The organism is Streptomyces coeruleofuscus, from assembly GCF_039532725.1.
In the GTDB taxonomy this organism is placed as follows: Bacteria; Actinomycetota; Actinomycetes; order Streptomycetales; family Streptomycetaceae; genus Streptomyces; species Streptomyces coeruleofuscus.
Genome location: NZ_BAAASE010000015.1, coordinates 149014 through 162259, shown reverse-complemented (window position 1 = coordinate 162259; position 13246 = coordinate 149014). Strand labels below are relative to the sequence as shown.

10 protein-coding genes are annotated in these 13246 nt (G+C 68.9%); all 10 read left to right on the top strand.

Annotated features, from left to right (window positions below; all coding sequences use genetic code 11):
• The first annotated feature begins 34 nt into the window (after positions 1 to 34).
• On the top strand, positions 35 to 1324 hold the full coding sequence (locus ABFX81_RS38825; RefSeq protein WP_086848351.1) for a polysaccharide deacetylase family protein: 1290 nt from the start codon (positions 35 to 37) through the stop codon (positions 1322 to 1324).
• A gap of 66 nt (positions 1325 to 1390) precedes the next feature.
• Positions 1391 to 2038 carry a redoxin family protein gene (locus ABFX81_RS38820; protein WP_086848353.1) on the top strand — a complete coding sequence of 216 codons (648 nt, stop codon included), beginning with the start codon at positions 1391 to 1393 and terminating at the stop codon, positions 2036 to 2038.
• Between the two features lie 13 nt (positions 2039 to 2051).
• Entirely contained in the window at positions 2052 to 2822 is a 771-nt protein-coding gene (locus tag ABFX81_RS38815; RefSeq protein WP_086848355.1) for a cytochrome c biogenesis protein CcdA, read from the top strand.
• 3 nt (positions 2823 to 2825) lie between these two features.
• Complete coding sequence (gene resB, locus ABFX81_RS38810; protein ID WP_086848357.1) at positions 2826 to 4568, top strand: cytochrome c biogenesis ResB family protein; 1743 nt, start codon at positions 2826 to 2828, stop codon at positions 4566 to 4568.
• The gene (ccsB, locus tag ABFX81_RS38805; RefSeq protein ID WP_086848359.1) at positions 4565 to 5644 is read left to right on the top strand and encodes a c-type cytochrome biogenesis protein CcsB; all 1080 of its coding nucleotides are present in this window, start codon (positions 4565 to 4567) and stop codon (positions 5642 to 5644) included. Before resB ends, ccsB begins: the two co-directional genes overlap by 4 nt.
• A gap of 146 nt (positions 5645 to 5790) precedes the next feature.
• Positions 5791 to 6168, top strand: coding sequence for a CU044_2847 family protein (locus ABFX81_RS38800; RefSeq protein WP_346139397.1), 378 nt, complete (start codon positions 5791 to 5793; stop codon positions 6166 to 6168).
• A gap of 16 nt (positions 6169 to 6184) precedes the next feature.
• Positions 6185 to 8296 (top strand): VMAP-C domain-containing protein, encoded by a 2112-nt coding sequence (locus tag ABFX81_RS38795; RefSeq protein ID WP_346139396.1) that lies wholly within the window; start codon positions 6185 to 6187, stop codon positions 8294 to 8296.
• 36 nt (positions 8297 to 8332) lie between these two features.
• Positions 8333 to 9316 carry an AAA family ATPase gene (locus tag ABFX81_RS38790; protein ID WP_086848363.1) on the top strand — a complete coding sequence of 328 codons (984 nt, stop codon included), beginning with the start codon at positions 8333 to 8335 and terminating at the stop codon, positions 9314 to 9316.
• Complete coding sequence (locus ABFX81_RS38785; RefSeq protein ID WP_346139395.1) at positions 9313 to 12018, top strand: SAV_2336 N-terminal domain-related protein; 2706 nt, start codon at positions 9313 to 9315, stop codon at positions 12016 to 12018. The genes ABFX81_RS38790 and ABFX81_RS38785 overlap by 4 nt, the downstream gene beginning before the upstream one ends.
• Before the next feature lie 8 nt (positions 12019 to 12026).
• Positions 12027 to 13235, top strand: a complete 1209-nt coding sequence (locus ABFX81_RS38780) for an MFS transporter (protein ID WP_086841297.1) — start codon at positions 12027 to 12029, stop codon at positions 13233 to 13235.
• Positions 13236 to 13246: the final 11 nt, after the last annotated feature.

Below are 13246 nucleotides of genomic sequence, written 5' to 3'. Positions count from 1 at the left end.
GTGACCACCAGAGAACGTGATGAACGGGGATGCAATGCGCCCTTACTCCCGCAGGGGAATGCTCGGAATCGGCGCGGGGGCCGCGGCCGCCGTCTCGCTCGCCGGGTGCGGCGGACTCACCGGGTCAGATGACTCCAGCCATGCCGACGGTTCCGGAGACTCCGCACAAGGCGGGTCGAAGCCGAAGCCGGCCGCCCGGCCCATCGGTGACGGCTCCACCGCCTACACCGGCAAGCAGCCCCACCAGCCCGGCAAGCCCGAGCCGCTGGAGCCGGGTCAGACCCCGCCGCAGTTCGTCGTGTTCTCCTGGGACGGCGCCGGCGAGGTCGGCAACGGACTCTTCCCGCGCTTCCTGGACCTGGCCAAGGAGCACGGCGCGAGCATGACCTTCTTCCTGTCCGGGCTGTATCTGCTGCCCGAGTCGAAGAAGCGCCTCTACGACCCGCCGAACAACCCGCGCGGCGCCTCCGACATCGGCTACCTCACCGACGCGCACATCAAGGACACGCTGAAGAACGTCCGCCGGGCGTGGCTGGAGGGTCACGAGATCGGCACCCACTTCAACGGGCACTTCTGCGGTGAGGTCCACGGCTCGGTCAAGAACTGGACGCCGCGGCAGTGGCGCAGCGAGATCGACCAGGCGAAGTCCTTCGTGAAGCAGTGGCGCACCAACACCGGCTGGAGGGATCTGCCCCCGCTGCCGTTCGACTACGACAAGGAACTCATCGGCGGCCGTACGCCCTGCCTGCTCGGCCGGGACAACCTGCTGCCCACCGCCCGCGAGCTGGGCTGGCGCTACGACGCCTCCTCGCCCGGCGGCCGTCAGGTCTGGCCGGTGAAGCGGCAGGGTCTCTGGGACCTGCCGTTGCAGCAGATACCTTTCCCCGGCCGTGGCTTCGAGGTCCTCTCCATGGACTACAACATGCTGGCGAACCAGTCCATCAGCACCACGAAGGCTCCGGCGCACAACTACCCGGGCTGGCGGGAACAGTCGGCGCAGGCGTACATCCAGGGATTCAAGCGGGCATACGAGACAAATCGGGCACCTCTCTTCATCGGCAACCACTTCGAGCAGTGGAACGGCGGCATCTACATGGACGCCGTGGAGGAGGCCTTCAAGCACATCGCGCGCGAGAAGGAGAAGGGCGCGGATGTGCGCCTCGTCTCCTTCCGGCAGTTCGTCGACTGGCTGGACGTGCAGAAGCCCGAGGTGCTCGACAAGCTCCGCACGCTCGACGTCGGGCAGCAACCGGCCGGTGGCTGGAAGGGGTTCGCCGAGGAGACCCCGGGAGGTGCCGGTACCCCCTCCCGGAACGCCGCCTGAAATGCGGTTTTCCACCCGCAAGGGGGGTGGGCGAGAGCCCCGGAACGGACATGCGAAACTTTTCACATGAGTGCCGCCAGCCGCGCCCCCCTGCGCTCGAACCGCTCGACCCGCACGACCCGCTCGACCCGGGTCCGTCGCCGCGCCGCCCTGACCGCCGGTGCCGCCGTGGCCGCGCTGCTCGTCACCGCGTGCGGCTCCGGCGGCACCTCCGGCGGGGGCGGCAACACCAACTTCGTCACCGGCACCGACGGCACCGCGACCGTCGCCAAGGGTGAGCGCACCCCGGCACCCGACCTGTCCGGCAAGACCATCGCCGGCAAGACCCTCGACGTCGCCGACTACAAGGGCAAGGTCGTCGTCCTCAACGTGTGGGGTTCCTGGTGCAACCCCTGCCGCGCCGAGGCCAAGTACTTCGCGAAGGTGTCCAAGGAGTACGCCGGCAAGGGCGTGCAGTTCGTCGGCATCAACACCCGCGACACCTCCACCGGCGCCGCGCTCGCCTTCGAGAAGGACTGGGACATCACCTACCCCAGCCTCTACGACCCGACCGGCAAGCTGCTGCTGCGCTTCGGCAGGGGCACCCTCAACCCGCAGGCGATCCCCTCCACCCTGATCCTCGACCGGGACGGGAAGATCGCGGCCCGTTCGCTGTCCGCGCTCAGCGAGGAACGGCTGCTGAAGATGCTCAAGCCGGTCGTCGCCGAGAAGTGAGCGGAGTAGTGACGTGAGCGCGCTCACCCTCGCCGCGGTCGCGGACCCCAACGGCACGGTGCTCAACGGCGCCCTGCTGGTGGCCCTGCCCATCGCGCTGCTCGGCGGACTCGTCTCCTTCTTCTCGCCCTGCGTGCTGCCGCTCGTGCCCGGCTACCTCTCGTACGTCACCGGGGTCGCCGGCACCGATCTCGCCGAGGCGCGGCGCGGCCGGATGGTCGCGGGCGCCTCCCTGTTCGTGCTCGGCTTCACCGCCGTGTTCGTCTCCTCCGGGGCGCTGTTCGGTTACTTCGGCGACACGCTCCAGGCGCACAAGGGCGTCCTGTCCAAGGTGCTCGGCGTGCTCATGATCCTCATGGGCGTCTTCTTCATGGGCCTGATGCCCTGGTTCACCCAGCGCGAGTTCCGGCTCCACCGCAAGCCGGTGGCCGGGCTGGTCGGCGCGCCCCTGCTCGGAGCGCTGTTCGGGATCGGCTGGACGCCCTGCATCGGCCCCACCCTCGCCTCCGTGCTGGCCCTCTCCTCCGACCAGGGGAGCGCCGGACGCGGTGCCGCCCTCACCGTCGCGTACTGTCTGGGCCTGGGCGTGCCCTTCGTGCTCGCCGCGGTCGCCTTCCGCAAGGCCCTCGGCGCCTTCGGCTGGATCAAGCGCCACTACGTCTGGGTGATGCGGATCGGCGGCACCATGATGATCGTGACCGGTCTGCTGCTGCTGACCGGCGCGTGGGACCGCATCGTGCAGGAGATGCAGGTCTGGTCCGACGGCTTCACTGTGGGGATCTGATCGATGAGCAAGACCACCGCCTCCGACCCGGCCCCGACCGCCGCCGAAACCCAGGAGCTGGGCGACGCCGGCTCCCAGCTGTCCACCGCCCCCACGGAGGACGCGCCCAACCTGCCCTCCCTGGGCGTCATCGGCTGGGCCCGCTGGTTCTGGCGGCAGCTCACCTCCATGCGGGTCGCGCTGCTGCTGCTCCTGCTGCTCTCCCTCGGCGCGATCCCCGGCTCGCTCATCCCGCAGTCCGGCCAGGACGAGACGAAGGTCGCCGACTTCCGCAAGGCCAACCCGACCCTCGGGGACGTCTACGACAAGCTCGGCCTGTTCCACGTCTACAGCTCGGTGTGGTTCTCCGCGATCTACATCCTGCTGTTCGTCTCGCTCATCGGCTGCATCGTCCCCCGCACCTGGCAGTTCGTGGGCCAGCTTCGCGGCCGCCCGCCGCGCGCCCCCAGCCGGCTGAACCGGCTGCCCGCCCACACCACCTGGCGCACCACGGCCGAACCCGAGCAGATCCACACCGCCGCCCTGGCCCTGCTGAAGAAGCGCCGCTTCCGCGCCCACCTCGCCGGTGACGCCGTCGCCGCCGAGAAGGGCTACCTGCGCGAGGTGGGCAACCTCGTCTTCCACATCGCCCTCATCGTGCTGCTGGTCGCCTTCGCCTGGGGCCAGCTGTACAAGTCCGAGGGCAACAAGCTGATCGTCGAGGGCGACGGCTTCTCCAACACCCTCACCCAGTACGACGACTTCAAGTCCGGCAACCTCTTCACGTCGGACGACCTGGTGCCGTTCAGCTTCAACCTGAAGAAGTTCACCGGCACCTACGAGCGCAGCGGCCCCAACAAGGGCACCCCGCGCGTCTACCAGGCCGACCTCACCTACAGCGACGGTCCCTACGGCAAGGACGAGAAGACCACCGTCAAGGTCAACCACCCCCTGGAGATCGGCGACTCCAAGGTCTACCTCGTCAGCCACGGCTACGCCCCGGTCATCACCGTCCGCGACGCCAAGGGCAACGTCGTCTTCGACGACGCCGTACCCCTGCTCCCGCTCGACGCCAACGTCACCTCCTCCGGCGTCGTCAAGGTCCTCGACGGCTACCGCAACCCCGAGGGCAAGAAGGAACAGCTCGGCTTCAACGCGTTCTTCGTGCCGACCTTCGGCGGCTCCGCCAGCGGCACGATGCTGTCGCAGTTCCCCGCGCTGGACTCCCCGGTGCTCGCGCTGTCCGCCTACCACGGCGACCTGGGGGCCGACTCCGGCATCCCGCAGAGCGTGTACCAGATGGACAAGAGCAACATGAAGGAGTTCAAGGACTCCCAGGGCAAGCTGTTCAAGAAGCTGCTGAAGCCCGGCGAGACCATGGAGCTCCCCAACGGCGCCGGTTCGGTCACCTTCGGCAAGGACATCAAGGAGTGGGCCGGCTTCCAGGTCGTTCAGGAACCCGGCGGCGGCTGGGCCCTCGCCGGAGCCCTCGCGGCCATCGGCGGCCTCGCCGCCTCCCTGTTCATCCAGCGCCGCCGCGTCTGGGTGCGCGCGGTCAAGGGCGCCGACGGCGTCACCGTCGTGGAGATGGCCGGCCTCGGCCGCAGCGAGTCCGCCAAGGTCCCCGAGGAGCTGGGCGACCTCGCCGGGATCCTCTACGACGAGGCACCGGCCGCGCCCGGCCCCGACGACCCCGCAGATTCCCCCGACACCGACCAGGAGCCGGGTACCGAAACCCCCGTACCTGCCGAAGGGGCTGAGAAGTGACTCTCGCCGCCGCCACCAACGAAAACCTCGCGAACATCAGCAACACGCTGATCTACTCCGCGATGGCCGTCTACACCCTGGCGTTCTTCGCGTACATCGCCGAATGGCTCTTCGGCAGCCGCAGCAAGGTCGCCCGGACCGCCGCCGCGCTCACCAGCGAGCCGGAGGCGAAGAAGGCGCCCGCCGTCACCGTGAACAAGGCGGGCGGCACCGCCGTCCTGGAGCGGCCGAAGGTCACCGTGCGGGCCGCGACCGGTCAGCGGGACGTGCCGGACGGGCCCGGGGCGCACGGCGGTGACGAACAGGGCGACCTGTACGGCCGCATCGCCATCTCCCTCACCGTGCTCGCCTTCCTGATCGAGCTGGGCGGCGTCGTCGCCCGCGCGGCCTCGGTGGAGCGGGCGCCGTGGGGCAACATGTACGAGTTCAACATCACGTTCTCCACGGTCGCCGTCGGCGTGTACCTCGGACTGCTGGCGCTGAAGAAGAACGTGCGCTGGCTCGGCCTGTTCCTGATCACCTCGGTTCTGCTGGACCTGGGCCTCGCGGTCACGGTCCTCTACACCGCCAGCGACCAGCTGGTCCCGGCCCTGCACTCGTACTGGCTGTACATCCACGTCTCCACGGCGATCTTCTGCGGCGCGGTCTTCTACGTCGGCGCGGTCGGCACGATCCTGTACCTCTTCAAGGACTCCTACGAGAACAAGCTCGCGAGCGGCGGCACGCCCGGCACCTTCGCGACGTCCGTCCTGGAGCGGCTGCCGTCCTCCGCCTCGCTCGACAAGTTCTCCTACCGCGTCAACGCGGCCGTCTTCCCGCTGTGGACGTTCACGATCATCGCGGGCGCCATCTGGGCCGGCGACGCCTGGGGCCGCTACTGGGGCTGGGACCCGAAGGAGACCTGGTCCTTCATCACCTGGGTCGCCTACGCCTGCTACCTGCACGCCCGCGCCACCGCCGGCTGGAAGGGCCGCAAGGCCGCCTACCTGGCCCTCGTCGCCTTCGGCTGCTGGCTGTTCAACTACTACGGCGTGAACATCTTCGTCTCCGGCAAGCACTCGTACGCGGGCGTCTAGCCCGTACCGGCGAAAAGGCCGGTTCCCGCGACGTGAGTCACGGGAACCGGCCTTTTGCGCGCGGGTAACCACGCGCCCGTATCCGTGCTGAACACTCACGGGTACCCGACGGTGACTTTCTGTGTCAGGATGAACGAATGCCAGACTTGGTCGAGCTGACATTGACCGACGGAACCGGCGTTCTCCTGGAGGTGCGCAGCCCCCAGTCGGCCGAACCGGGGCATCCTGATCACCCGGACCTTCCCGATCTGCCCGAGGGCACGGAAGCCGTGGTACCCGTGGGGCGCGGTGAGCGGGTGGTCGCGTATGCCGGTCGGGCGCTCAACGAAGTACTGCAGCCGCTCGGTTCGGTCCTGGACGCGGTACAACAGGCCGTGTCGTCCGCGGCTCATCCGCCGGACGAGGTGTCGGTCGAGCTCGGCTTCCGGCTGTCGCAGGATCTCAAGCTGGGGATCACGAACACCCTGGGCGAGGCGGCCTTCACGGTCTCGGCCACCTGGAAGCCACGGCTTGAGGCCGGGTAACGCGGAGCAGCCACCCGTGGAGGACCCCGACTACGCTGTGAAAGTCGCGCACGCCGCGCTCTACCGGGACCAGGACCCCCGGGCGTTCGGGGGAGGTGTTCTGATCGCGCCTGACCTGGTCCTGACATGTGCTCATGTCGTCAACCAGATCCTGGGTCGTCCGTCCTTGGCGCAGGAGCGGCCCGCCGGACCGGACGACGTTCTCGCGACCCTGTCCGTAGCGCTGCCCGGTGCCTTTGCGAAACACCGTTTCCGAGCGAAGCTGGAGGGCTGGCTCCCCGCCGGTCGTCCCGACGGTCAGCCGGCGCGCGACGGTGACGCCGAATGGGCAGGGGACCTCGCCTTGCTACGCATCGAGGACGCGCCGGTCTGTTCGGAAGATCGATCGCTGTCGGTCCTGAGCGCCACACGATTACCGGATGTCCGGCCTCCGGACATCGGCCGCTGCCGAGTCGGCACCGTCAGCTACGTCTGGTTCGGCAGTGGTGCGCCGAGCACCATCGCAGCCGCCACGGCGCAGGGCGTCACAGACCACTGGATCGTGCTGGACTGCCCCGCGTCGGCGCAGGGGATCGTCGGAGGATACAGCGGATCTCCACTGTGGGATCGGGAACTGCAGCAGGTCGTCGGGTTGGTGGTGGGCCGACGCGGACAGCGCGCTTTCGCAGTCCCCGTCTGGGATGTCCACACGCGGTTCGAAGCCGGCGGCGACGGAACCTGGCCGGCGTCTGCCCGCCCCGCCAGGGACGACCGCCGCCGTACCTCGCTGATCCTGCAACTGCTCGGCCCCCTGCGCGCCTGTCTCGTCTCCCCTGCGGACCGGGCCGAGTGCGCGGACCGGCTGGTACGGGAACTGGGACTCCCCGGCCAGGGGCCCGGAGCTGATGCCTCACACGAGTGGATCGCTCGCATGGCGCTCTCTCGGCCCAGAGGTATCCCCACGCTGCTGGCGCTTGTGCACTCCCGCACTGTGAGCGAGGACGATCGGCGCTGGGTCCGGCGGACCGCCCTGTCCACCGCCCCGGACCAGTTCCTCACCGCCCTGGAACACCGGGAACTGCTGGAGCTGCTCATCGGGACGGAACCCGACTCCGACTCCGCATCCCTGCCCGGCCCGCAGGACGCGGCCGCCAGGGCGTTGCAGCTCGGTCCCTCACTGACCGGCCTGGAATGGCCCGAGGCCGTCGCCGTTCTGGAGGCCTACCAATCCCGTCGCGGCAGAGTGCCCCGGCTGCTTCGGCTCGTCGAGTTCGCCGCCGCGCACACCACAGCCGAGGAAACCCAGCACGCACTGCGTGCATGGAACGATGCAGTCGCACGGCGTCTGGACGTCAGCGAAAGCCTGCTGGAACACCGCGCGCAGGCCATCGAATCTCTCGACGCCGCCATCGACGCACCAGTGGTGCAAGTCCAGCTGTGGCGGGCCGGGAACTCCGACGCTTTCAGCTACGTTCTGCGGGCCACAGACGCCCTCGGCGGGGTGACACATCATCGGACCCAGGACCGGCCGGTGCCACTCACCGGCCTTCTGGCCGAACTGCGCACCTTACTGGAGGACATCGCGCCGCACAGCGCTCCCGGTGCCCTGCCCACGGTCGAGTGCTTCGTGACCCCTGACGAACTGGACCTCCCCTTCGACCAGTGGATCTACCACGAGGACGATCTCTTCCCAGCCGTGCTCGGCAAGGACTTCCTGTGCGTGCTGCGCTGCCCCGAACTCCGCCGCAGGACGTTCGCGTCCGAATTGCGGTACCGGTGGCAGGCGCTGTTGTCGGGCAGGTTGGTACTACTGGAGCGGCACGACCCCGTGATACAGGAGCGTGGCGCCGCCAGCCCCGTGTGCGCGGTCGCCCTGATCAGCCCCGACACAGAACTGGTCAGACTCCGCGTGATCGCACTGGCGGTCGGGGTCCCGGGGGTGGTCTGGGCCAGACCCTCGACGCGCACGGAACTCGGCCAGGCATTGATCGAACTGGCACAGGGGGCTGCGCCCAACGAGCTGCCAAGACGGGTATACGAAGCGAGAGTTGCGGCCGAACCCGGCAGCATCGGCACAAGGCTGGCCTTAGTGTGGGACGGACCCGACAATCTCCCAGAAGCCCTGCGGCTGAGCGACCCCTCGCCTTGACGTGCTTCCGCCGGAACGTGAGGAGATATCCACCGCATGTCACAGGACATGGACAGTTGGCAGCTCTACCGCGGCACGAACGAGGTGGGGCAGCAGCCGCCCACCCTGCCGCCCGCGCCTCCCTGGCGCAGGTTCTCGAGGCGGGTCGGTGCGGCCGATCGGCCTGCCCTCAGGTACCGCATCGGTGCTGAGGAGGCGGACGTCGTCAATGCCGCGCTGCATTTGAGACGCCCGCTCCTGGTCACGGGCAAGCCGGGCACGGGCAAGTCGTCACTCGCCGCGTCCATCGCCTCGGAACTCGGTCTTGGCAATCTGCTCACGTGGCCCGTGAACAGCAGGACCACTCTGGTCGACGGGCTCTACCGGTACGACGCGATCGGTCGGTTGCGCGACACCGGCCGTGCTCACGAGATGAGTTCCCCGGAACCGGACGTCGGCGACTACATCAGGCTGGGCCCCCTGGGAACAGCCCTCGCCGTCAGCCGGCCCGGCGCACCTCGTGTCCTTCTTGTGGACGAGATCGACAAGGGCGACATCGACCTGCCCAACGACCTCCTGGTGGTGCTCGAGGAGGGCTCCTTCGAGATCCCCGAACTCGTCCGTCTCCCGGACGACGGTCCCGATATCCCCGTCATGCTGACCGGGACCAGGGAACGCCGGCCCGTCCATCAGGGGGTCGTAGCCTGTGAGGACTTCCCCGTGGTGGTGATGACCAGCAACGGAGAGAGGGACTTCCCCGCCGCCTTCCTGAGGCGTTGTGTACGCCTGGACCTGCGGGAGCCGACGGAGGATCAGCTCAAGGAGATCGTCCGCGCTCACCTCGGCGACGACGGACTGCGCGCGGCCGAGGATTTGATTGAAACCTTTCTCGACCGCCGGGACCGAGACCAAACAGCCCTCGCGACAGACCAGTTACTCAACGCTGTCCATCTCCGGATCACCGGCGTGGACATGAGCAGGGAAAGCCTGGTTTCCGCCGTGTTCAGACCGCTCGAGGAGGCGGGACCGGTCACGGAATGACGGACGCCAGTGCGGGCATCATCGAGCGGCTGCACGACGTGCTGACGCGGGCGGGCGTGTCCCTCGGACCTGCGGAACTGGTGGACATCCTCTGGCTCGCCATGCGTCTCCCCTCCGACGGCCGGTTCGGCTCCGAGGACCCGCCCGACAGCGCCGTACCACCCCGTCGACTCGACGTCTTCGCAGACGACTCACCATCGGCCTTCCCCGGTCGCCGGACGCACGGTGCGGGAGGCGAGGGGACCGACCTTTTCGGCTACGGCGGCGACGGCGTGCCCGGAACGACGGGAAACCTAGTGAACCTTCCGGACCGGCGGGCCCTGCCTGCCGGTCTGGCCATCGGACGCGCCCTGAAACGCCTTGGACGTCCCGTGCACACGGAGGGCTCCGACGAGATCGACGACGCCCGCACGGTGGATCTCATCGCGGAGACCGGCGTCCTCGACGTGGTCCTCAAGCCAAAACACGAAAAGTGGCTGGACGTCGCTCTCGTCGTCGACGACGGAGTGTCAATGCGTGTGTGGGAGGAGACCTTCAGGGAGCTGCGAGCCGTTCTCGACCGCGCGGGAGCCTTCCGCAGGGTCCGTGCTTACGGGCTTGACACCAGGACACCGGGCGGCCCGGTCCTGCACAGTGTTCCCTTCCGCCCTGGCAGTCCGCGGGTCACCCCCAAGGCCCTGTGCGCCGCCGACCGCCGCACAGCCATCCTCGTCATGTCCGACGCCGTCGGGGAGGGATGGCACTTGGGCGATGTCGACCCACTGCTGACGCAGTGCGCCGAACACTGCCCTACTGCCATCCTGCAACCCCTACCTCGTCGCCTGTGGGCCGGCATTCCGCTGCGCCCGGAGCCGAAGGTGCTCAGTGGCCGCCGCCCGGGTGCAGCGAACACCGCGCTCGTCGTCGAAGATCCCTGGCTGCCGCTTGGCCTCGCGGCACCCACAGGGATCCCGGTGCCGGTCCTGGAGATCCACCCCAGGGTGCTCGTCGAGTGGGCGGCACTCGTGGCGAACGGAACCCGCACCACGCTGCCGGTGATCCTCGCCGGGCGCCACTCCTGGCGAGATCGGAACACGCAGGACGCCGCAGCACCGGTCCGGCGCGGCGGTGAACGCGCGGATCTGCGGGGCCGACTCCAAGGCTTTCGCCGGGCGGCCTCCCCGGAGGCCTTCCGCCTGGCCGGTCACCTGGCGGCGATCCGCCCGCTTACGCTCGGCCTCATGCGTACGGTGCAGCGCGCCGTCCTCGGCCGGTGCGACCCGGCAGTCCTGGCGGAGGTGCTGCTCGGTGGGCTGCTGAGGCAGCGCCGCGACCCCGCCCGCCCGGCCCTCGCCTGTTACGACTTCCGCCCCGGCCTGCGTGACCTCTTGCTGGAGACCGTCCCGTCGAGTGAGCTCCTGGCCACCGGGCGCCTTGTCAGCGAGGCATTGCGGGCTCCCGCATCTGGTACACGTACTTTCCCGGCCCTCCGCTCCGACCTCTCCGGTTCCCTTCGCCTTCCACCGGGAGCGGGCGCTTTCGCCGTGACGGCGACACCGCTGATGCACCACTTCGGGCTGGTGGCGGAGGAACCGGGCCCCGGCGTTGGTCCGATGGCACCTGCTGAGGGGCAGCTTTTCTCGGGCGACGGCACCCCTATGACATCCCTTACGAGCCAAGACCCCGAACTCGCGGCTCTCGTCGCCGCCGGTGACTGGCACGGCGCCGTCTCGCGTGGAGAAGTCCTCTTGGAGGAACTCGTCCGCGCACACGGTGCGGAGACCTTCCCCGTGTATGCCGGCCGCCGCGATCTCGCGGAGTGGATCGGCCTGGCCGGAGCCCCGCAGTCGGCCGCGCGTCTGCTTCGTCAACTGCGGACGGAACTGGAGCACCTGCTAGGACCGGACGACCTGCGGGTGCTCGGCGTCGCGAGGCTGGCTGCCGACTGGACGGGAACGGCCGGGCGGCCCCGACAGGCGATGCAGGAAATGGCCACACTTCTCGAGACACAGGAGCGGTTGCTCGGCCCCGACAACCTGGATTGTCTGGAAACTCGCCGTCTGATGAGCTACTGGACCGCTGTTGCCGGACTCGCAGAAGAGGCGGTGAGCCGTCATCTCGAGCTGTTGAGCCGGCAGGAGCGGCTGCTCGGCCCCGACGACCTGGCCACCCTCAACACCCGGGCGAACATCGTTTCCTGGACCGGGCAGAGCGGGCGGGTCTTGGAGGCCCGTGAGATGTGTGAGCGGTTGTTGCGCGACGTCGAGCGGATCGCGCCGCCGGAACACAAGCTTCGCCCGATCACTGAGGCCGAACTCGCTCACTGGACCGCGCTGGCGGGAGAACCCGCCACCGCGGTCGTTCGACTGGAGCAGGCGCTGCCCGGGCTCTATAGCGCCCTCGGGCCCGCACACTCGTATCCATACGCGGTCCGGCAGCGGATCGCCCATTGGACTGGGGTACTGGGAAACCCGGAGACCGCACTCGAAAGGATGCGTAACCTGCTGGTCGACATCGCCGCGGTCCTGCCTCCGGAGCACCCCGTCTTCCTGTCCTGTCGGGCCGAATTCGCCCTCTGGACCGCCCGGACGGGAGATACTGCCCAGGCTCGGCGACTCCTTGAGAACCTGCTGCCCGAAGTCTCTGAGATTGTCGGATCCGAGGCCCCGCAAACCCTGCACGTCAAAAACCTGCTGGACAGTCTGGGCGATCGTCCGGCCTGAGGTGGTCCATGCTGTCGGCGCGTTCGATCCAAGCCTCCTCGGCCCGTGCGCTGTGCGGGTTGCCCGAGGCGTTCTGGTGGCTCTGGGGCAGCACGCTGATCAATCGGCTGGGGACCTTCGTCGTACCCTTCTTGACGCTGTACCTGACCACCTCCCAGGGCAGATCCGTCGGGTTCGCGGGGTTGACAGCGGCGGTGGTCGGCATGGGCGGCATGGCGGGTTCCGTGGCAGGCGGGTCCGCCGCCGATCACGTAGGCCGCCGTCGTGTGTTGCTGGTGTCCCATGCCGCCACGGCGACCGCCACCGTGGCCCTGGGGCTCAGCACGAGCGACGAGGCCCTGGTGGGATCGGCCTTCCTGATCGGGTTCTTCGCCGCGACATCCCGTCCCGCCACCAGCGCATTGATCAACGACATACTGGCCGAGCGGGACCGCGTCCGTGCCTTCTCCCTGAACCACTGGGCGATGAACCTCGGTTTCGCCGTCTCGGTCATCTTCGCCGGGGTGGCGGCCGAGGTCGGCTACCGCCTGCTGTTCCTGGCCGACGCGGGCGCCACCGCGCTGTGCGCGTTGATCCTGTACAGGAAAGTCCCCGAACCGGCCCGCACATCACGCGAGGCGACCGCGGGCCGGGGTGAAGGGTTCCGAAGCCTTCTGGCCGACAAGCCGTTTTTGCTGTGCGCTGCCCTCTTCGCCGTGATCAGCGCTGTCCTGCAGCAGATGACGGTCACCTTGCCGGTCGCCATGTCGGAGATCGGCCTCAGCCCGGCCACCTGCGGGGTGCTCATCGCTCTGAACGGCCTGCTGATCTGCCTCTTCCAGGTGCCCGCGGGCCCCCTGTTGTCCCGTTTCCCTCCGCTCGTCATGCTCGCGCTCGGGGCGGCCCTGATCGGCCTGGGGTTCGGCGTGACAGCCTGGGCGGCCTCTGCCGCCTTCCTCGCCCTCACGGTCACCGTCTGGACAGCGGGCGAGATCATCAGCGGCCCCATCAGCATGGAACTCACCGCCCGCTTCGCGGGGAAGGCCTCCCAAGGCCGCTACCAAGGTGTCACAGCCCTCGCCTGGGCGCTGGGCGGCACGTTCGCCGCAGCTGCGGGCGGATACACCTACGACCGCTTCGGCAGCGACACCCTTTGGCTCGGCTGCGGGCTCGCCGGGACCATGACGGCCATCGGTTTCCTGCTCCTGCGCGTCCAGCACGGCGGAGACGATGAATGACCCGGCGAGCA

What these genes read in the sequence shown, in the direction of transcription:
- ABFX81_RS38780 (WP_086841297.1), top strand. Translation starts at nt 12,027, where the DNA reads ATGCTGTCGGCGCGTTCGATCCAAGCCTCCTCGGCCCGTGCGCTGTGC.
- ABFX81_RS38825 (WP_086848351.1), top strand. Translation starts at nt 35, where the DNA reads ATGCGCCCTTACTCCCGCAGGGGAATGCTCGGAATCGGCGCGGGGGCC.
- ABFX81_RS38785 (WP_346139395.1), top strand. Translation starts at nt 9,313, where the DNA reads ATGACGGACGCCAGTGCGGGCATCATCGAGCGGCTGCACGACGTGCTG.
- ABFX81_RS38790 (WP_086848363.1), top strand. Translation starts at nt 8,333, where the DNA reads ATGTCACAGGACATGGACAGTTGGCAGCTCTACCGCGGCACGAACGAG.
- resB (WP_086848357.1), top strand. Translation starts at nt 2,826, where the DNA reads ATGAGCAAGACCACCGCCTCCGACCCGGCCCCGACCGCCGCCGAAACC.
- ABFX81_RS38820 (WP_086848353.1), top strand. Translation starts at nt 1,391, where the DNA reads ATGAGTGCCGCCAGCCGCGCCCCCCTGCGCTCGAACCGCTCGACCCGC.